We start from the raw sequence: 19,166 nt of genomic DNA, 5'->3' as shown, positions 1-19,166 counted from the left end.
TGCGGTCCTTATTTCGTGGCTGGGGCAGGCGCGGCGGCAGGCGCTGCAGGGGCGGCGGCCGGGGCGTCCTTGAGCGCCGGCTTGCGGTCGATCACGGTGCGGTTGGCCTTGGTCAGATAGGTGGCCGCCACGCGCTGGATGTCTTCCGATTTCACGCCGTCGATCCAGCCCGGAATCTTGTTGACCACCTTGGCGTCGCCCCACAGCGTTTGCAGCTTGGCCAGCGTGTCGGCCCGGTCCATATAGCTTTCCAGCTTGTTGTACCAGTCGGCCAGCATGGCGGTCTTCACGCGCTGCAGCGTGGCCGCGTCCACGCCCTCCCTGGCCACCTTGGCGATCTCCTCGTCCATGGCCGCCAGCACCGCGTCGGCGCTGCTGGTGGGCTTGTACATGCTGAACACCGTGAACAGGGTCGGGCCGTCGTATTCCCACGGGCCGGTCAGGCCGTACAGCGGCGACAGGTTGAGCGCCAGCTCGCGGCCCTTGACCAGGCCCTGGTACAGGCGCGAGGCGTCGCCGCCGGCCAGCAGTTCGCCCAGCACCGCCATCGGCGCCTGGTCCTTGCTGCCCCGGTCCGGCATTTTCCAGGCCGCCGCCAGCGCCGGCACCTGCGCCAGCGCGTCGCTCTGCTGCACCCGCTTTTCGGCCGTGTTCAGGCCTTCGCTGAAGTCGCCGAAGGCCGGCGTGGCGCGCTTGGGTATCGCGCCGAAGTATTTTTTGGCCAGCGCGTAGCCCTGCTGCGGCGTGACGTCGCCGGCGATGGCCAGCACCGCGTTGTTGGGGCCGTAGTAGTCGCGGTGGAAGGCGCGCACGTCGTCCAGGCTGGCCCCTTCCAGGTCCTGGAAGCTGCCGTAGCCGTCGTGGTTGTTTTCCCACTTCTGGAACGCGTGCTGGCCGATGTCGATCCACATGAAGCCGCCGTACGGCTGGTTCTTGACGTTGACGCGGATTTCCTCCTTCACCACGTCCTGCTGGTTCTTCAGCGTTTTCTCGTTGAAGTCCAGCGTCTTCATGCGGTCCGCCTCCAGCCACAGGATGGCGTCCAGCGCGGACGCGGGCGCGGTCTCGATGTAGTTGGTGAAGTCGGCGCGGGTGGAGCCGTTGTTGCGGCCGCCGCCCGCGGTGATGGTCTTGTCGAACACGCCCTTGGGCGCGTTCGGCGTGCCCTGGAACATCAGGTGCTCGAACAGGTGGGCGAAGCCGGTGCGGTTCTTCGGCTCCAGGCGCATGCCGACCTTGTACACCACGCTCACGCCCACGGTGGGCGAGCTGTGGTCTTCGGTGACGATGACGGTCAGGCCGTTGTCGAGCTTCTTGACGTGGACCGGCACGTCCCAGCGGTCGGCGCTGGCCGCTTGCGCCGACAGCGTGAACAGGGCCGCGGCCAGCAGGACGGGAATTTGGCGCATGCGCATAAGGTCAACCTTTCAGATAGGGATAGAGCTTTCCGGCCTTTTTGCCGAATCAGCAATTTTGCCTGTTACGTTTCGAAAGATACTCACCAATTATTGCGAATGCCATCTTTTTTTTTCAGCTAAGATGTACCCACATCCACAACGTTCGGAGGTGCGCCCATGAAACGACGGCTGATGCTACTAACTCTTGGTACTTCCCTGCTGCTGGCGCGCCTGCCGGCCCACGCCGCCGAACGCGGCACCGCCGACGAGGCGGTGGCCATGGCGAAGAAAGCCATCGCCTACCTGAAGGCCAACGGCCGTGAGAAGGCCTTCGCCGAGATCAACGATCCGCGCGGCCAGTTCACCGACCGCGACCTGTACGTGGTGGTGTACGACCTGAACGGCAAGAACCTGGCGCACGGCCAGAACGCGCGCATGATAGGCAAGGACCTGATCGACATCCGCGACGGCGACGGCAAGTACTACATGCGCGAGCGCATCGAGATCATCAAGACCAAGGGCAAGGGCTGGCAGGACTACAAATTCCTCGATCCGCTGACCAAGAAGATCGAGCCGAAATCGATGTACATCGAAAAATACGAAGACCTGATCGTCGGCTGCGGCATCTACAAACCGGATTAACCGGCACGCGGCTCGCCTTCCAAACCGTGACAGCATGCGGGTTTGCAGGTAACATGTCTGGTAAGCAACAACACCAACAACACACATGTTACTCGCCACGAAGGAGGGCTGCGATTGGCAGCGCTAAACGACGTCGCGCACTGGCGCGGCCAGATCTTTAAGCGCATCCTGCAGTTCGTCCTGGGATTGGGCGTGGTGACGGCCGTGCCCAGCATCCTGCTCAGCATTGCCGAAAACCTGTGGTCGGTGGTGGTGCTGGACGTGGCGGCGCTGGTGTGGATCTTCGGCATCCTGCGCCTGCCCGGCATCTCCTACGGCGCGCGGGTGCTCAACTTCCTGGCCGTGACCTTCATCTTCGGCGTCGGCCTGCTGGTCAAGGTGGGGCCGGTCAGCCAGATCTACCTGATGGCCGTGCCGGTGCTGGCCGCGCTGCTGCTCGGCCTGCGCGCCGGCCTGTGGGCGCTGGCCATCGACACCGTCGCGCTGCTGGTGATCGGCTTCTACACCAACACCATCCCCGACCTGCAGGGCCTGGAACTGACCGCCTTCCTCAAGTGGAGCGTGATCACGTCCAACTACCTGTTCATCACGGCGGTGCTGACCCTGTCCTGCGGCGTGCTGCTGCAGCGGCTGGAAAAATCCATCGGCGACCTGCGCGCCACCGCCGCCTCGCTGGAACAGGGGCAGCAGGAGCTGACCGCGCTGAACGCCGAACTGCGCCTGACGGCGGCGGCCGTGGCGCGCCTGAACGACATGGTCAGCATCGCCGAAGTGGCGGGCACCGAGCAGCGCATCATCTTCGTCAACCGCGCCTTCGAGCGGCGCAGCGGCTACAACCGCGACGCCATGCTGGGCGGCAGCCTGCGCCTGCTGCAGGGGCCGGAAACCGCCACCGGCACGCTGGACCGCATCAACCAGGCCATGGCGCGCAGCGAGGCGGTGCGCGCCGAGCTGCTGAACTACACGCGCTACGGCGAGCCGTACTGGGTGGAGCGCGAGCTGGTGCCGATCTCCGACGAGGGCGGCACCAACACGCACTGGGTGGCCGTGGAGCGCGACATCACCGAGCGCAAGAAGTCCGAGGACGACATCCACCGCCTGGCCTACTTCGACGTGCTGACCGGCCTGCCGAACCGGCGCCTGCTGATGGACCGCATCGACAAGCTGCTGGCCAGCTCGGAGCGCAACAGCCAGTACAGCGCGGTGATGTTCATCGACCTGGACAACTTCAAGTACATCAACGACGCGCGCGGCCACGCCACCGGCGACGCGCTGCTGAAGAACGCGGCCGCGCGGCTGGCGCAGCTGATGCGCAAGGCCGACACGGTGGCCCGCATCGGCGGCGACGAATTCGTGGTGCTGCTGGCGCACCTGAGCGGCGTGCACGCCACGGCGGCGCACGCGGCGCTGGTGGTGGCGGAGAAGATCCGCGCCACCATCGCGGAAGACTTCGTGATCGACGGCCAGAGCTACAGCAGCTCGGCCAGCATCGGCGTGACCCTGCTGCCCAAGGGCGCATTGGGCCCATCGGGCGCGGCCGGGGCCGCCGGCGCGGCGGGCGAGCAAAGCGCGCAGGACCTGCTGCGCGAGGCCGACATCGCCATGTACCGCGCCAAGGCGGACGGCCGCAACGGCATCGCCTTCTTCGAGGCGGCCATGCAGGCCGAGGTGGAGCAGCGCCTGAACCTGGAGCGCGACCTGGCGCAGGCGATCGAGCAGCGCGAACTGGCCATGCACTACCAGGCGCAGGTCGACTGCGACGGCAGGATCATCGGCGCCGAGCTGCTGATGCGCTGGCAGCGCGCCGACGGCAGCTGGGTGTCGCCGGCGCTGTTCATCCCGCTGGCCGAGGAATCGGGCCAGATCCTGGCGCTGGGCGCCTGGGCCATGCGCCAGGCCTGCGACGCCGTGCTGCAGCTGAAGGCGGCCGGGCACGCGCTGCCGCTGTCGGTCAATGTGAGCCCCAGCCAGTTCCGCCAGCCGCAGTTCGTCGAACAGGTGCGCGCGCTGCTGGCCGAGACCGGCGCGCCGGCCGAGCTGCTGATCTTCGAAGTGACCGAAGGCCTGCTGGTGGAAAAACTGGAAGACACGGTGCTGCGCATGCGCCAGCTGGCCGCGCTCGGCATCCGCTTCTCGATCGACGATTTCGGCACCGGCTATTCCAGCCTGGCCTACCTGAAGAAGATGCCGCTGTACGAGCTGAAGATCGACCGCAGCTTCATCCAGGACACGCCGGCCGACGCGTCGGTGACGGCCATCGTGCAAACCATCCTGGCGATGGCGCACCACCTGGGCCTGAAGGTGGTGGCCGAAGGCGTGGAGACGCAGGCGCAGGCGGACTTCCTCATCAACAGCGACTGCCACGGCATGCAGGGCTACCTGTACGCCCGCCCCGCCCCGCTGGACGCGCTGCTGGCGCGGCTGGACGGCTAAGGTGGATGGGGGGCGGTCCCCTGGCGCGGCCCCCTCTGTATGACTTGTCTCGTTCCGCTATCTCATTCTGTCTCTTTTGAACTTGTTTCGTCTCGCGCTGCCTAACAGACAGAACGCGACAAAACGAGACAGGATCAGAAAGGGGAATGAGCATGGTTATACAGACGCAGACGGCCGGGGTACCACCAGCTGCCCATCTCGAACTGGTGAATTATCTGCGCACCTCGGGCAGCACCCTGAGCGTTTCCGAAGCGCAGAGCCACGCGATCAAGCATTGGATCGACGCCCAGCGCGCAGCGGCGGCGCCCATGCGGGGCTTCCAATGGAAGTGCCTATTTCTGCCATCCGGCTCCCTCTTTGCGGATGACGCACGATGGCGAATGCCACTATGCCAGGGTGGTCGGCGAAGCACTCCTATACCACGGCGCCAGCGTTTCACCGCGCCAGTTCACACTGACGGTACAGGCCCCTGCCGCTTGACGACTGATCACGCGGGCTTTCTGCTAAAAACGGCGCGGAGTTCGCGCGGTCCGCTATCATTAGCGTTCTTCGCACCTTCCCGAACACTATGGAACTGATTGTCGTTGCGGTGTGCCTGCTGGCGGCCGCCCTTGCCTACTCGTTTCGCGCCGCCGGCACCAAGCCGGTCAAGGGCAGCGATTTCTACGTGGTCTCGCGCGACGGCCGCGTGCTGCGCACGCGCGGGCCGCAGGTGAAGTGCCTGCGCGCGCTGGCCATGCCCGATGGCCTGCGGGTCACGCTCAGCAACGGCAGCCGCACTGGCCAGTTCTTCGTGCACGACCTGGTGGCCGAAGCCCACCTGCCCAACCCAGCCCGCCTTGCCCGCGTGCGCCACAAGGACGGCAACAAGCGCAACAACGCCGTTGCCAACCTGGAATGGTACTGAGGTGCGCGCACCACGCCCACCTGGCCAGTTGCCGGCACACTAACTACCCTGCCTGCTACATTTCACTGGCAAGCTGGGTTGCCAGCAACAGCGCCTCGCCGGTCATCAGCTCTCCCAGAACACTGACCACATCGCTAAACTCCTCTTCGGTCCTGATCAGGCCTCGCAGCTTGGCATAGCACGCGGTTCGATATAGCGCCAACGCATAGAACTGGCGATTGGGCGCGGTGGTGTTCAGCACGTCGATGAAGTCCAGCTTCATCGCCAGATAAAAGTTCCCGTCCCGCATGTGCTTGTTGAGCGTATCGTTCGTCCAGCCCGGCTGAACCCCGGATCCGCCCGTTGACGAAGCGCCGCCGACCGAGCCGCTGGGGCTGCGATGATGGTAGTAGTACATGGAATGCGCCGGCCGCTCTCCGCTGGAAAGCGACTCCCATTGCGAACCCCGATACGAAGCCTCCGGCGGCGAATGGTTACTCTCCAAATAGATCATCGAGCGTGCTTCACTGTTGTACTCGCGGGTCTTGGTATGGGGGCCGCCGTACGGATAGGCGAACACTTGTCCCACCTTGCGCCCTTCCCGGGCAGCCGCGATGCGCAACTCGCGCTGCAAGGCCTTGCTGACAACTGCGCTTTTCTTGAAGGTCCTTGAAAGGCGTATCCTGCTCAGCCGGGCTTGCTGCGTCTGTTTTGCGTTGAATTTCTCAATCAGCTTCTTATCCTTCGCACTCAGCTTTCCCATAGCTCTCCTTAAATTGCAGCACACGCGGCACGAGTGACTTGGATTGCAATATTGACACAAAAATACATAGCTGTGAATCCGGCTGCTCTTCCCCAAAAAGAAAAAGGTTCTTCACGAATTTCCGGGCATCGAACTGCGATACGTCCACTTGCCGGCGTCCCTACCGTGTGCCCGCACCGCTCGACGGCCAGTGACGCTGGGCCGTGTCTCGTGTTTTCGGCTTTTTACTAAAACATGCTACCCCTTGCTACATCGCTATATACCGCGATATTCAGCACGATTCTTCTCTAATCCGGAACTAAACGTCACTAGACGCATCTAACCAACATGGGCGAGACAATCTGGCATTGTCTATCGTTCGGCATCGCAACTTTAGTAACGGGTAGCGCGTTGTAGCACTGCTTAGCATTGGTTAGCAGTACATAGTAAAAACCACTTTTCGAGAGGCGCACCATGTCCATCCATACAATGCCGGTCCATCTCCCTTTCGAGACACTGCAAGCGCTGGGCGAATTCACCGGAAAATGGTGGTCGGATACCTATAACCTGGAACCGTTCGTTTGCCAGGCCATCGACAACTTCGTAAAGCAGGCGCCGGCAGCCGAACAGGCGCCGCAGGTGCCATCCGAGGCTGGATACCAATGGAAGCAGGTATTTCTTCCGGAGGGCACCAGGCTGCGCGCCAGTTTTGGCAAGCAGCCCTACTACGCCACGGTGGAAGGGGCGGAAATCAGGTATGGCGAGCGCGCAGTGTCGCCGTCGTGCTTTGCGAATCTGCAAGGCAGCGGCAACCGCAACGCCTGGAAGGCCATCTGGTTACGCCTGCCAGGCAGTGATGAATGGCTGCTCGCCGATGTCTGCCGGTCCGCGCGCAAAGCGGCAATAGCACGCTTGCTTGGCAGCGCGGTTCAGGCCGGCCACCCGCAGCAAGAGAACGAGCGGCAGCCACACACACGCCCAACAGGTGGCCGTTCGGTTGACGACGTGCGTGTTGAAAGCCCGCGACCCGCTACCGTGCAGGCCAACAGTCCACCGGCTCGCCCTGTGTTCGACACTCCGGCACCGGCGAGCGGTAATGCCCAACGCCGCCCAGGACGACGCAGCCGCCGTAAGCGCCGTGCTGCGAAACACCTTCCCGGAAATCCGTGAAGAACCAAGAAAAAGCCCGCTGGGGCGAACCGCAGCGGGCTTTCGGTTGCGGCGTGGCCGGCCTCACTTCCTGGTGTAGGTGTTCAGCCAGTCCAGCACCGTGTGGTGCCACTGCACCGAGTTGGCCGGCTTCAGCACCCAATGGTTCTCGTCAGGGAACACCAACAGCTTGCTGTCGATGCCCTGGCGCTGCAGCGCGGTGAAGGTGCCCAGCGCTTGCGCGGTCGGGATGCGGAAGTCCAGGTCGCCCTGGATCACCAGCATCGGGGTCTTCCACTTGGCCACGTGGTGCACCGGGTTGAACTTCTCGTGCGACTCCACCGCCTTGTAGTACGGGCCGCCGTATTCCCACTCGGTAAACCAGATTTCTTCGGTCGAATAAGCCATGCCGCGGATGTCGAATACGCCGTCGTGGTTGACGATGCACTTGAAGCCGTCGGCCCAGTTGCCTTCGATCCAGTTCATCATGTAGCCGCCGTACGAGGCGCCCAGCGCGCAGCTGCGCTCGCGGTCCAGCCACGGGAACTTGGCCGCTGCCGCTTCCATGCCCTTCTTCAGGTCTTCCAAAGGCTTGCCGCCCCAGTCGCCGCTGATCGAATCGGTGAAGGCCTGGCCGTAGCCGGTGGAGCCGTGGAAGTCGATGAACACGGTGGCGTAGCCGGCGCCGGCGTACACCTGCGGGTTCCAGCGGTAGCTCCAGGAGTTGCCGAAGCTGCCCTGCGGGCCGCCGTGCACCAGGAAGGCGATCGGGTACTTCTGGCCCGGCTGCGCGTTCCACGGCTTCATCACGTGGCCGTACACGGTGTCGCCGTTGGCGCCCTTGAAGGAGAACTGCTCGTACTCGCCGAAGCGCACGTCGGCCAGCGCGGCCTCGTTCACATTGGTCAGCTTGTCGGCTTTAGACGGCGCGCCCAGCTTGAACTTGTACAGCTGCGCGCCGGACGCCAGCGAGGCTTGCGCCATCACCACCGTGTCGCGCGCCACGCTGAAGGCCGACACGTAGCCGGGGCCGGACACGGCGCTGGCCTTGCCGCTGGCGGCGTCGATGCTGAACAGGCGGTGCTGGCCGACGTCGTCGGCGGTGGCCAGCAGCGTCTTGCCGTCCGGCGCCCAGCGGTAGTCGGACACGGAACGGTCCCAGGCGTCGGTCAGCGCGCGCTTCTTGCCGGTGGCGACGTCCATCAGCACCAGGTGGAAGCGGTCGGCCTCGAAGGTGGGGCGCTTCATGGCCGTGTAGGCCAGCGTTTTGCCGTCCGGCGAGAAGCTGGCCTTGGTGTCCCAGGCCGGGTTCTCGGCGGTCAGGTTGCGCGGCTCGCCGCCGGCGGCGGGCACGCTGTAGATGTCGAAGTTGGTGGACCAGGCTTCGGTCTTGCCGGCCACGCGCGCCGAGAACACCACCGTCTTGCCGTCCGGGCTGAACTGGTATTCCTCGTGGTCGCCGAACGGCTTGGACGGCACGTCGCCGTCGATGCCGCCGCTCAGGCTGACCGGCGCGGCGCTGACCTTGCCGCTGGCGTCGATCGGCGCGGTGTACAGCACGTTGTTGCGGCCGTCCTTCCAGGTGTCCCAGTGGCGCACGAACAGGCGGTCGTAGACCTTGCCGGTGGCCTTGTTCTTGGCTTGCGCTTCCAGGCGCGCCTTGCTGCAGGCCAGGTCGGCGCAATCGCGGAACACGGCCAGGCTCATGGCCAGGCGGTCGCCCTGCGGCGACAGGCGGAAGTTTTCCACGTCCACCGGCAGGTCGGTCACGCGCGCCGCTTCGCCGCCGGACAGCGGCAAACGCCACACCTGGTTGCTGCCGCTGCGGGCCGACAGGAAGTAGAGCGCGTCGCCGGAAGGCGACCATTCAGGGTCGGTGCTGCTGGCGTCGGCCTGGGTCAGGCGCACCGGCGCCGGCTTGGCCGCGCGCAGGTCCAGCATCCACAGCTGGGTGTTGCCGCGGTTCTTGTCCATATTCGTGGCGCGCACCGTGTACACCACTTTCGACGCGTCCGGCGACAGCAGCGGGCTGCCGACGCGTTCCATTTTCACCAGGTCTTCCACGGTAAAGCCGCGCGGGGCGGCTTGTGCGTGCTGAGCACCGGACGCGGCAAGCGCGGCCGCCAATACCAGCAGACGTAATTTCATGCGGTTATCTCCGACATCGTTATAAAAAAGGCCAGCTTGTGGCTGGCGCAGTCGGACATGATACCAAGATTTGCGGACGAAAGAGGACCGCCGGCGCCCCGCGGGAGCCGGCGGAAAAGGGAGACACCCCGGGCGGCGGACACGCCCGGAGTTTGCTACAAAATCGCTAGCGCAGCGACACCAGCAGGTACTGCACCGGCTGGCCGGCGATGGCGGGCTGCTTGGCGATCAGCAGTTCGCCGCCCATCTCGCCGCCGTACTTCGGTTCAAAGCGCATCTGCACGCTGCGGTCCAGCGCCACGAAGCTGTGCTTGCCGGTGCCGACGATTTCGGTGCGTTCACCATCGTCGAGCTGCGCGTACATGCGCCGGCCCTGGGAACTCAGCTGCAGCAGGCCGCCGTTGCTCAAGTCGTAGGCGCCCTTGTAGGCGCCGAAATCGATCGCATACCGGGGCAGCCGGCGCGCCGGCACCTCAATGCTCAGCGGTGCGGTGGCGGGGATTGTCACCGCATCGAGCACCTGGGGATTCCGTTCGTTTTGCGGGTTCTGCACGGTCTGCGCCACGGCGGCGGCCCCGCAGGCCAGGCCCAGCAACGCGAACAACAGCAGGTTTTTCATGATGATCTCCTTGCGGCTCGCGAGGTGCGCTTTCGCGCCCCGCTAAGATTCAATATAGCGAGCTTTCGCCGCGGCGAGATAGTATTTTTCTCGTCCCCGCGCGGGGTGCATAGCGCCCCTGCATAGGCCTTGCGGAGCGCCGCGCAGGCTTGCGCTACAATGACAATCACACCCGTTCCCCACTTCCATCACGCCCATGAATATCGCATTCGAAACGCCGGACCAGCCCGAGATCATCGCCCTCATCGCCGACCTGGACGCCTACCAGTTGACCCTGTATCCGCCGGAAAGCGTGTACGCGCTGGACATGGCCTCGCTGAAGCAGCCCAATGTGCTGTTCGCGGTGGCGCGCAACGCGGACGGCGCGGCGGTGGGCTGCGGCGCGATGGTGGTGACGCCGGAATTCGCCGAAGTCAAACGCATGTATGTGCGCCCGGAAGCGCGCGGCCAGGGCCTGGCCAGGCGCGTGCTGTCGCTGCTGGAGCAGGAAGCGGCGCAGCGCGGCAGCACCCTGTACACGCTGGAGACCGGTCCGTCGCAGCCGGAGGCGATCGCGCTGTACGAACGGCTGGGCTACCAGCGCTGCGGCCCGTACGGCGACTACCGCGACGATCCGCTCAGCGTCTTCATGCGCAAGACGGTGCAGTGATGGCGCAAGACAGTCTGATTGAACTGCGCGACCTGGCGCGCGCCTTCGCCGCCGAACGCGACTGGGGCCAGTTCCACACGCCGAAGAACCTGGCCATGGCGCTGACGGTGGAGGCGGCCGAGCTGGCCGAGCATTTCCAGTGGCTGCCCACCGGCGCCGACCACGAACTGGACCAGCGCAAGCGCGAAGGCATCCGGCACGAGCTGGCGGACGTGATGCTGTACCTGATCCAGCTGGCCGACAAGACCGGCGTGGACCTGCGCAGCGCGGTATTGGAGAAGATGGAGCTGAACCGCGCCAAGTACCCGGCCGAGCAGGTGCGCGGCGACGCGCGCAAATACACCGAGTACTGAGGCCGATACTAAGGCAGCGCCAGCGCCTTGCGGATTTCGGCGTAGACCAGCTTCCACGCCGGCGAGCTGGCGGCCACTTCGTCGTAATGGCTGGCGTTGGGCAGCACCACCACCTCGGCCGCGTCGCCGGCGGCCCGGGCGCGGCGCGCATAGTCCTGCGCCACGCGCACCGGCGAGACCGTGTCCAGTTCCCCCGTCACCAGCACCGTGCGCACGCCGGCCGGCAGCAGCTCGGCGGGCGACGTGTCGGCGAACACGTCCGGCCGCGCGGCGCTCGCCAGGCCGGCCAGCTGCACCATGTCGCGCTCGCAGCTGGTCTTGATCAGCTGCTCCTCGTTGCGCAAGTCGGCCAGCCCGCCCAGGCTGATCACCTGCGGGATGGCCAGCGGCGCGGCGCGCCACGCGGGGCTGGACTGCGGCAGCTTGTGGCGCGACGCGGCCCATTGCGCCAGGTGGCCGCCGGCCGAATGGCCCATGGCCACCACGCGCGTCAGGTCCAGCTGGTGCGCGGCCGCTTCCTGCCGCAGCCGGTCCACCGCCGTGGCCACGTCCTGGTACATGCCGGGGTAGCCGCCGCCCTCCTCGTCCACCCGGCGGTATTCCACGTTCCACACGGCGATGCCGTTCCTGATCAGCTCGCCCGCCATGTTGTGCATCTGCGAGATGCCGCCGAAGTGCACGGTCCAGCAGCCGCCGTGGATCAGGATCACCACCGGGAACGGCCCCGGCCCGGCAGGCTTGAACAGCTCGACGAACTGCGACGGCGCGCCGCCGTAGGCGATGTGCAGGTCCGGCCTGGGGCCGGACAGGGCCAGGTAGTCCTGCAGCGTCATGGGGGCGGCGGCGTGGGCGGCGCCTCCGGCTGCGCCGGCGATGGCGGCGGCGCACAGGGTCTTGCGGAGTGTGGTCAGCATGGGCGGTCCATAAAAAACGGGGCAAGGCGCAGCATACCGCGCCTTGCCCCGCCTGTCATGCGGCCTTAGAACTTATAGCTGGCGCGCGCGTAGTAGTAACCGCCGTTGATGCCGAACGGCGAGAACGACGGATAGATCGTCACGGCCGAGTTGTCCAGGTTGGCGCGGTACACCGCCAGCAGCTGGGGGTTCACCTGGTCCGGATACTTGTTGAACAGGTTGTTGCCGCCGGCCGACAAGGTCCAGCCGTTGCTCATGCGGTAGCTCACCTCCAGGTCGGTGATGGCGGTGACGCCGATCTCCGTCTTGTAGTAGTCCGCGCCGTCCGGCGTGCTCCACTCGGACGACTTGCCGTAGATCGCTTCGCGCAGGTTGACGGTCCAGGCGCCCTTCTTCCACAACGCGCCCAGGTTGATGCGCGCCTTCGGCGAGGCGGTCTCGATGTGCGAGATGGCGGTCCGGTCGAGCAGGGTTTGCGGCCGCAGCTGCGCCGGCGCCTGGTTCACCTTGATGACGGTGACCTTGTTGTAGTTGGCGGCGGCCGACCAGTCCACCCGGCCGTAGTCGCCGTAGTTGCTGTTTACCGTGGCCACGAACTCCAGCCCGCGCGAGCGGGTGTTGACGGCGTTGGAGAAGATGTTGATGCCGGTCTGCACCACCGTCGGGTCGAGCACGTTGCCGTTGGCGAGGATGGCCGCCGTCACCGCCGGCGAGTTGTCGGCGCCGCCGGAGCCGTACAGCGAGCCGCTGCCGACGATGCGGTCGCGGATCGTGATCTGGTAGGCGTCCAGCGTGAGCGCGACGTTGCTGGCCGGGTTGAGCACCAGGCCGGCGCTGAAGTTGGTGGACTTCTCCGGCTTCAGGCCGTTCACGCCCACCAGCGCGGCGCCCGGCGAATTGGGCGCCAGCTGCACGAAGGCGCTGCGCGGCGACACGTTGGTGGCCGAGTAGTACTGCTCGGCCAGCGTGGGCGCGCGGAAGCCGTTGCTGACCGTGCCGCGCAGGGCGAAGGCGGGCGAGAAGTCGTAGCGGCTGGTGACCTTGCCCACCTTGGCGTTGCCGAAGTCGCTGAAGTGCTCGTAGCGCGCGGCCAGGTCCACCGTCAGCGCGTCCACCGGGAACACGATCAGGTTGGCGTACACCGCCTTGTTGTTGCGGTCATGCTTGCCGGCGTCGGTCAGCGAGAAGCCGGGATAGGACTGCGAGCCTTCCTTGTAGCGCGAGAATTCGTCGCCCGCCTGGATCTCGTACTTGTCCACGCGGTGCTCGAGGCCGAGCGCGAAGGTGGCCGGTTTGGAACCGACCAGGCTCAGTTCGCGGCTGAAGTCCAGGTTGTTGGTCCACTGGCTGGCGACGAAGGCGCCGGCCGCGAACACGGTCGGCGTGAAGCCCTTGTCCTGGTACAGCGACACGTTGGCCGAATCCTCGACGCCGATCTCGGCCTTGTCGCGGCCGTAAGTGGTGCTCAGCTCCCAGTTCCAGGCGCCGCCCAGCTTGCCCTTCATGCCGGCGGTGAGCGCGTAGTCCTGGTCCTTGATGGTTTCCTTGGGGCTGAAGCCGAGCGGGTAGACCTGCGGCAGCCGGTCCGGCATGCGGTAGTTCTCGTAGGCGCGCGCTTCCTTGCGGCCCACCGTGCCGAAGGCGTACAGCGAGGTGTTGTCGTCGATGTCGTAGCCGGCGTTCACGCCGAACACGGTCAGGTGGTACTGCGCGTCGCCGCTGATCTTGTTCAGGTTGGGGTAGCCGGGCGCCTGCAGCAGCGGCAAGCGCTTGATGTTGGCCGGGTCCACCACGCGCGGGTCGAGGCCGCCGCGGTTGGTGAAGTCGTGGTATTTCGATTCGGCGCTCAGGCTGACGAAAGCTTTGTCGAACGGCTCGAAGCCGACGTTGCCCATGGCGTCGGCGGTCTTGCCGCCGCCGTCCGAGAAGCCGCCGCCGTTGACGTTGAAGGTGCCGCCCTTGCTGTTGGACTTGAGGATGATGTTGATGACGCCGGCGATGGCGTCGGTGCCGTACTGGGCGGCCGCGCCGTCCTGCAGCACCTCGATGTGGTCGATCATGGCGACCGGGATGTAGCTCAGGTCGGCCGCCGCGCCGCCCTGGAACGGCCCGCCCAGCACCGCCAGGTTGGAGGTGCCGTGGCGGCGTTTGCCGTTCACCAGCACCAGGGTGTTGTTCGGGCTCAGGCCGCGCAGGCGGGCCGACAGGGTCAGGTTGGCGGTATCGCTGCCGAAGGCCTGGGCGGTGAAGGACGGCAGGTTCTGCGCCAGCGCCTGCATCAGGTCGGGCTGGCCGGTGCGGGCCAGCGAGGCGTTGTCCAGCACCTGGATGGGCGAGGCGCTGTTTTCCACTTTCAGGCCGCTGGCGCGGGTGCCGGTGACGATCACCGCGCCGGCCGACGAAGGCGTAACGGCGGCGCCGGCCGCCGCTGCGGCTTGCGCCTCGCCGGCGTCATCGGCCGAATACGAAACTCCCGAGTACAGCACCATGACGGCTGCCGCGCATGCTTTCAATTTGCCCTTCTGCATAACGTTACCCCTTGAATGTTGTATTTGCTTTGTTTTATTTTTTTGCCGCGACCACTTCGATTTCCACCAGCCAGCCCGGCACGTTCAGCGCGGCCACCTGCATCACGGCGCGCGCGGGCAGGTTGGGCTGGGCGCCGCCGAAGTACTGCGTGTACGCCTCCATGAAGCCCTTGACGTCGGCGCGGCCTCCCTTGGCCGGGTCGCCCACCAGGAACACCTGCATCTTCACCACGTCGCCCATGGCCAGGTTCATGCTCTTGAGGATTTCGTCGATCTTCTTCAGCACGCCCATGGTCTGGGTCTTGGTGTCGCCGTAGGCGGCCAGCGAGTCGGGCGCGGCGGCCTTGTCGATCACCGGCGGCACCTGGCCGCTGATGAAGTGGATGGTGGCGTTCGGCGGCAGCGTCACCGCCTGGGCGATGGGGAAGTCGGAGCCGGGGATCTTGTGGCGGATGATGTCCTGCGCCTGCGCGGCGGCGGAGCAGGACAGCAGCGCCAGCATGGCGATGGCATTCGATACGGTAGCTTTGTTCATAGTCTCTTTCAGTGTTTGTTGGACATCTGGCCGTTCGCGAATTGCGGCACGCCGAGCTGGGCGCGCAGCGTCGTCACTTCCTCTCCTTTCAATGGCGGCGCCTTGTTGCCCCAGGCGCTGCGGGCGAAACTGAGCACGGCGGCGATGTCGTCGTCGCTCATGCTGGCGCTGAAGTCGGGCATGCCGCCGCGCCCCCGCAGCAGCACCATGGCCACGTCCGGCGCCGGGCCCTGCACCAGCGGATTGCCGGCCAGCGCAGGGAAGGCGCCGGGAATGCCCTTGCCGCTGGCCTGGTGGCAGGCGGCGCAGTTCTTCTGGAACAGCGCCTTGCCGTCGGCGCGCGCTTGCGGCGCCGCTGCCAGGCTGGCCAGGGCGGATGCGGCCAGCATCATGGTTGCCATGGAACGCTTCATGCGCTGGCCCTTTCATGGATCTTGGCCAGCTGCTGCCAGGCCGATTCGATGGCGCCGGCCTGCCAGCCGGTCAGATAGCTCAGGTGCTCGCCCGCCAGCAGCACCCGGCCCTCGCCTTCCAGCAGCACCGGGTAGGCGTGCTTGCGGCTCTCCTCGTTCCAGTCGGCCCAGCCGCCCAGGCTGTACTGCACCCGGTGCCAGGCCACGGAGAAGGCGCTCTCGAAGGACGCGCGGTAGGCGGGGAAGATCTTTTCGCCCGCCGCCACGGCGAATTCGGCGCGCTCATCGGGTGTCATGGCGCTCACTTCGATGGCCGAGGTCTGGTAGTTGTAGTAGCCGAGCAGCACGCCCTTCTGCTTCTGCCAGCTCGACGAGGGCAGCGAGATGGTGTTGATGCCCTTGATGTCGGTCAGCACGTGGCCGCCGTAGATCTGGTCGTCCTCCTCCCAGAAGCGGCGCTTCATCTGCAGGCCGATTTTGCCGACCGGCGCGTAGGCCACCTGCTTGATGGCGGCCTTGAATCCGGGCGAGAAGTCGGTGTCTATCATGCGCAGCACGGACAGCGGGATGGTGCACAGGCAGTAGTCGGCGTTCACGGTGGTGAACTTGCCGCTGGCGGTGTCCTTGTAGGTCACCGCCACATGCTTTTCGCCGTGGCGTATGGTCTGCACCTCGGCGCGGTAGCGGATGGATTTTCCGATGCGCTTTTCGAACGCTTTCGCAATCTGGTCCATGCCGCCCACCGGCTGGAACATGGTGTTCTGCATGGGGAAGTCCTGCACGGCGCTGTAGACATTGCCGACCTTCGATTCCAGCAGCTCCTTGAAGCCCAGCGGGTCGGACTCCTTGCCGGCGCCGGGCATCATGCCGGCGCCGGGGTTGACCGCGTAGCCGCGGCCGCTGCGCCCCTTGTAGCGCAAGTCGCCCGGGTCCAGCTGGCCCTCGTGCGCCAGGTAGTCCAGCAGCAGGCGCTGGTCCTGCTCGGTCAGCGCCTGGTCGATCTGCTTGGACTTGACCGACTTGGCCAGCAGCTCGGCCACGTGGCCGCGCATGTCGGCCTTGATCTGCGCCGGCCGCAGGCGCTGCCGGGCCAGCGGACCGCCGTTCTCCAGGTAGACGATGGAATGGTCGTTATCGTTGACCATCACTTCCAGCGGCACTTCGAACAGCCGCGTGTAGTGCAGCGTGGACTGGTGGTGCAGCGGAATGCGCCACGGGCCGTGGTTGATGTAGTGACCCTGGTCGAACCGGCAGCGCTGCTCTTCGCCGCCCAGCTCCGTCAGCGCGAAGCCCTTGCGCGCGGTCTGGCAGCGGCCGCCGGCGAAAGCGCGCGCTTCCAGCACCTGGCACTGGTAGCCCAGCTTGCCCAGCTCGAAGGCGGCGGTCATGCCGGCCAGGCCCGCCCCCAGGATCACCACTTTCTTGCCCTTGCCGCTGCCGCTAAGGGCGGGCGGCGCGGACATCGTCGACTCGATGCCCATGCCCCAGGCACTCATCGTGTTCAGCATCAGACCCGTGCCGCCGACTGCGGCGGCGCGGTACAAGAAATCTCTCCTGCTTATCATCGGCAACCTCCTGGTAGTTGGAACTACCCTGATTGCTTAGCAATCGCCGTGCCAATAAACCATAAATGTAATATACATATGCGAAATAAAATAAAGATGGGGGCGGCGGGAAAAACAATGTGGCTGCGCGGCGGCGCGGCGCCAGAGCGGTGATGCAGCGGCGCTTCGGCGGCGGCGCGGCGGCCGCGAACGGACTCTTTTCAGGCGCGCGCAACTCTATTTTGCAACGCAACATATTTTGCGCAGGACAATGAAAAAAGCCGTGACGGGGTGAGCGTCACGGCCTGTTGCTATCGATGTGCTATTTTGATGCGACGCACCATCCCGATGCGCCGGGAGGGTGAAGGTTAGCCCGCCAGCGCGGCCACGATGCGTTCGAAGCTGGCGTACTGGCCCGGCGGCGCGACGTGCTGGCGCGCCAGGAAGTCGCCGGCGCGCATCCGCGCCACTTCGGCCGACGACAGGCGGCGGTGCGCCACGCTGCGTTCGGCGATATGGCAGGCGTGGAAGTGCATCGGCGCCTGCGGGTCGAGCAGGTAGATGGTGTCCAGGCTGGCGCTGTCGCATGCCACCTTCACGTGCCACTGGCCGCGCTGGGCGGCGCGCTCGAACCAGCGTCCTTCCACGGCGCGCGCGCAGCTGTAGTAGGTGCCGTGCAGGCAGATGCCTTCGGCCGTGACCACCGCGTCGTGCACCGGCAGCAGGCTGCAATGCACCAGCTCCTCGGCGTACTGGCGCAGCGCCGTGCCGCGCTGCGCCACGCCCCAGTCCCACAGCTGCTGCGGCGTGTAGCCGTCCGCCTGGCGCGCGTGGTTGTAGGCCAGCACGCTGCTGATGACGACACGGGTGAACTGTTCCAGGTCCAGCACCGCGTCCAGGCGGCCGCACGGCAGCGCGCCGGCTTCGCCCCCGGCGGCCGGGTGGGCCGATGCGGCGCCGCCGGTGGCGGCGGCGGCATTCTGCGGCAGCAGCGCGAAACGCTTGCCCAGCTCCGCGCTCCAGGGCGACGGCGCCGCCGCCGGCGCGACCAGGCAGCGCACGTTGAAGTTGTTCAGCAGCGTGCTGTCGTCGCAGTCGTCGGCATTGCCCAGCAGCGCGGCGTCGGCGAACAGCAGCTCGGGCAGATGGCGCGACTGCCAGGCGCCGGAAGGAATATCGAGGCCATGGCGCAGGCAGTAGCGGCGCTTGTCGGCTGCGCTGTTGGCCAGCGCCATCTGCGCGTGCCGCCAGCTGGGCTGTTCCATGCTGACGTAGATGCCGGCCACTGCGCCGCTGAAGATGTCCGTCACCACATACAGGTAAGGCTTGCCGGTAACCTGGCTGCGGTCGGCGCGCGACACCAGCAGCACGTCGGCCTGCATGGCCTCCACCCGGAAGGCGGCGCCGGGACGGCCGGCGCGCGCGATGGCGCTGTCGGCCTCCAGCGCAGGCGCCATGCGCTGCGCTTCCAGCAGATGGTCCTGCTCCAGCCAGTAGCTGAACTGGCCGAAGGTCGGCAGCGCCGCCGGCGGCTCGCCGCGCTGCACCCGCAAGGTGGCGGGAACAATGCTGCGCTGGCAGAAGAAGTCGCGCAGCATCTGGTCGAAGATGGCGCGGCGCGACAACGCGGGATGCGTGGCGGGGTGGCGCGCCACGGCGACGCGGAACACCGCCCGCATCTGCTCGTCCACGTTCACGCCCGGCGCGGCGCCTTCCTTGCGCGGGCGGCCGCGCTTGACGCCTTCGGAGGCCGCGCGCGTCTTGCCGCGTCCGCCGGAATTGGCGTAATCGGGCAGCAGCGCGTTCGGGGTCTGGCCGCGCTGCCAGTAGCGGCGCAGGTAGCGGTAGATGGTGGGATGCGAGACGCCGTGGCGCATGGTGTACTCGGACACCAGCTGGCCGCGCCGGCGCGGCTCGTAGATGGCCGGCTCCATGGCGGTGAGCTCGCGCACGATCTCCCAGGCGCGGGCGCGCAGCTGCAGGTGCTTCTCAGGCAGCAGGTCCTGGTTCACCACCACCATATAGGGGTCGTCGGGCAGCAGCCGCGCGCGGCCGGAGGCCAGGTCCGCCTGCAGCACCGCCATGCGCGCCAGTTCCGCCTCGGCGCTGTGGGCCTGCACGTCGTACACATAGGCGGTGGTTTGCGCCGCGTCTATCCACAGCACGCGGATCGTTTTGCGATCCGGCCCTGCATATTCAAGAAGGTCATTTCGG

Annotated in this window: 16 protein-coding genes; 6 read left to right on the top strand and 10 right to left on the bottom strand. The window is 66.2% G+C overall.

Annotation, left to right across the window (positions count from 1 at the left end; genetic code table 11):
* Positions 1-8: 8 nt before the first annotated feature.
* On the bottom strand, positions 9-1,415 hold the full coding sequence (locus tag AC56DV_RS17645; RefSeq protein ID WP_496315538.1) for a M16 family metallopeptidase: 1,407 nt from the start codon (positions 1,413-1,415) through the stop codon (positions 9-11).
* Positions 1,416-1,574: 159 nt separating this feature from the next.
* Between AC56DV_RS17645 and AC56DV_RS17640 the strand changes: the two genes are divergently transcribed.
* From AC56DV_RS17640 to AC56DV_RS17630, 3 genes are all read left to right on the top strand, one after another.
* On the top strand, positions 1,575-2,039 hold the full coding sequence (locus AC56DV_RS17640) for a cache domain-containing protein (protein WP_496315537.1): 465 nt from the start codon (positions 1,575-1,577) through the stop codon (positions 2,037-2,039).
* Between the two features lie 114 nt (positions 2,040-2,153).
* Positions 2,154-4,472: a putative bifunctional diguanylate cyclase/phosphodiesterase gene (locus AC56DV_RS17635; RefSeq protein WP_496315536.1), complete on the top strand. Its 2,319-nt coding sequence runs from the start codon at positions 2,154-2,156 to the stop codon at positions 4,470-4,472.
* A gap of 568 nt (positions 4,473-5,040) precedes the next feature.
* Positions 5,041-5,379 (top strand): HNH endonuclease family protein, encoded by a 339-nt coding sequence (locus AC56DV_RS17630; RefSeq protein WP_496315535.1) that lies wholly within the window; start codon positions 5,041-5,043, stop codon positions 5,377-5,379.
* Positions 5,380-5,434: 55 nt separating this feature from the next.
* On the opposite strand, the gene AC56DV_RS17625 is transcribed toward AC56DV_RS17630, so the two are convergent.
* Positions 5,435-6,121: a hypothetical protein gene (locus tag AC56DV_RS17625; RefSeq protein WP_496315534.1), complete on the bottom strand. Its 687-nt coding sequence runs from the start codon at positions 6,119-6,121 to the stop codon at positions 5,435-5,437.
* Between the two features lie 453 nt (positions 6,122-6,574).
* Here AC56DV_RS17625 and AC56DV_RS17620 point away from each other — a divergent pair, with 453 nt between their 5' ends.
* Positions 6,575-7,270: a hypothetical protein gene (locus AC56DV_RS17620; protein ID WP_496315533.1), complete on the top strand. Its 696-nt coding sequence runs from the start codon at positions 6,575-6,577 to the stop codon at positions 7,268-7,270.
* 63 nt (positions 7,271-7,333) lie between these two features.
* Here the strand turns inward: AC56DV_RS17620 and AC56DV_RS17615 are convergent, their stop codons facing one another.
* Together AC56DV_RS17615 and AC56DV_RS17610 are read right to left on the bottom strand one after the other, a co-directional pair.
* Positions 7,334-9,397, bottom strand: coding sequence for a S9 family peptidase (locus AC56DV_RS17615; RefSeq protein WP_496315532.1), 2,064 nt, complete (start codon positions 9,395-9,397; stop codon positions 7,334-7,336).
* Positions 9,398-9,563: 166 nt separating this feature from the next.
* A complete protein-coding gene (locus tag AC56DV_RS17610) occupies positions 9,564-10,016 on the bottom strand; it encodes a hypothetical protein (RefSeq protein WP_496315531.1) in 453 nt (150 codons plus the stop codon).
* A 196-nt stretch (positions 10,017-10,212) separates the two neighbouring features.
* Between AC56DV_RS17610 and AC56DV_RS17605 the strand changes: the two genes are divergently transcribed.
* Both AC56DV_RS17605 and AC56DV_RS17600 read left to right on the top strand, forming a co-directional pair.
* Entirely contained in the window at positions 10,213-10,665 is a 453-nt protein-coding gene (locus AC56DV_RS17605) for a GNAT family N-acetyltransferase (protein ID WP_496315530.1), read from the top strand.
* A complete protein-coding gene (locus AC56DV_RS17600; RefSeq protein ID WP_496315529.1) occupies positions 10,665-11,018 on the top strand; it encodes a nucleotide pyrophosphohydrolase in 354 nt (117 codons plus the stop codon). The genes AC56DV_RS17605 and AC56DV_RS17600 overlap by 1 nt, the downstream gene beginning before the upstream one ends.
* A gap of 8 nt (positions 11,019-11,026) precedes the next feature.
* On the opposite strand, the gene AC56DV_RS17595 is transcribed toward AC56DV_RS17600, so the two are convergent.
* From AC56DV_RS17595 to AC56DV_RS17570, 6 genes are all read right to left on the bottom strand, one after another.
* Entirely contained in the window at positions 11,027-11,932 is a 906-nt protein-coding gene (locus tag AC56DV_RS17595; protein WP_496315528.1) for an alpha/beta hydrolase, read from the bottom strand.
* 65 nt (positions 11,933-11,997) lie between these two features.
* Positions 11,998-14,460 carry a TonB-dependent receptor plug domain-containing protein gene (locus tag AC56DV_RS17590; protein ID WP_496315527.1) on the bottom strand — a complete coding sequence of 821 codons (2,463 nt, stop codon included), beginning with the start codon at positions 14,458-14,460 and terminating at the stop codon, positions 11,998-12,000.
* Positions 14,461-14,494: 34 nt separating this feature from the next.
* Entirely contained in the window at positions 14,495-14,995 is a 501-nt protein-coding gene (locus AC56DV_RS17585; RefSeq protein WP_496315526.1) for a RidA family protein, read from the bottom strand.
* Between the two features lie 8 nt (positions 14,996-15,003).
* A complete protein-coding gene (locus tag AC56DV_RS17580) occupies positions 15,004-15,396 on the bottom strand; it encodes a c-type cytochrome (RefSeq protein ID WP_496315525.1) in 393 nt (130 codons plus the stop codon).
* 8 nt (positions 15,397-15,404) lie between these two features.
* Positions 15,405-16,973, bottom strand: a complete 1,569-nt coding sequence (locus AC56DV_RS17575; protein WP_496315524.1) for a flavin monoamine oxidase family protein — start codon at positions 16,971-16,973, stop codon at positions 15,405-15,407.
* A gap of 347 nt (positions 16,974-17,320) precedes the next feature.
* Positions 17,321-19,117, bottom strand: coding sequence for a TnsB C-terminal domain-containing protein (locus AC56DV_RS17570; protein WP_496315523.1), 1,797 nt, complete (start codon positions 19,115-19,117; stop codon positions 17,321-17,323).
* Positions 19,118-19,166 lie beyond the last annotated feature (49 nt).

This window comes from Massilia sp. BGA-UO-ETr-WB1 (genome assembly GCF_059567845.1).
The sequence above is the reverse complement of the archived record's forward strand: the minus strand, read 5'-3'. Positions and strand labels throughout refer to the sequence as shown.

Coding starts and splice junctions, on each gene's coding strand:
- AC56DV_RS17615 (WP_496315532.1), bottom strand. CDS start 9,397: ATGAAATTACGTCTGCTGGTATTGGCGGCCGCGCTTGCCGCGTCCGGT.
- AC56DV_RS17575 (WP_496315524.1), bottom strand. CDS start 16,973: ATGATAAGCAGGAGAGATTTCTTGTACCGCGCCGCCGCAGTCGGCGGC.
- AC56DV_RS17640 (WP_496315537.1), top strand. CDS start 1,575: ATGAAACGACGGCTGATGCTACTAACTCTTGGTACTTCCCTGCTGCTG.
- AC56DV_RS17585 (WP_496315526.1), bottom strand. CDS start 14,995: ATGAACAAAGCTACCGTATCGAATGCCATCGCCATGCTGGCGCTGCTG.
- AC56DV_RS17605 (WP_496315530.1), top strand. CDS start 10,213: ATGAATATCGCATTCGAAACGCCGGACCAGCCCGAGATCATCGCCCTC.
- AC56DV_RS17590 (WP_496315527.1), bottom strand. CDS start 14,460: ATGCAGAAGGGCAAATTGAAAGCATGCGCGGCAGCCGTCATGGTGCTG.
- AC56DV_RS17580 (WP_496315525.1), bottom strand. CDS start 15,396: ATGGCAACCATGATGCTGGCCGCATCCGCCCTGGCCAGCCTGGCAGCG.
- AC56DV_RS17610 (WP_496315531.1), bottom strand. CDS start 10,016: ATGAAAAACCTGCTGTTGTTCGCGTTGCTGGGCCTGGCCTGCGGGGCC.
- AC56DV_RS17600 (WP_496315529.1), top strand. CDS start 10,665: ATGGCGCAAGACAGTCTGATTGAACTGCGCGACCTGGCGCGCGCCTTC.
- AC56DV_RS17630 (WP_496315535.1), top strand. CDS start 5,041: ATGGAACTGATTGTCGTTGCGGTGTGCCTGCTGGCGGCCGCCCTTGCC.
- AC56DV_RS17645 (WP_496315538.1), bottom strand. CDS start 1,415: ATGCGCATGCGCCAAATTCCCGTCCTGCTGGCCGCGGCCCTGTTCACG.
- AC56DV_RS17595 (WP_496315528.1), bottom strand. CDS start 11,932: ATGCTGACCACACTCCGCAAGACCCTGTGCGCCGCCGCCATCGCCGGC.
- AC56DV_RS17625 (WP_496315534.1), bottom strand. CDS start 6,121: ATGGGAAAGCTGAGTGCGAAGGATAAGAAGCTGATTGAGAAATTCAAC.
- AC56DV_RS17620 (WP_496315533.1), top strand. CDS start 6,575: ATGTCCATCCATACAATGCCGGTCCATCTCCCTTTCGAGACACTGCAA.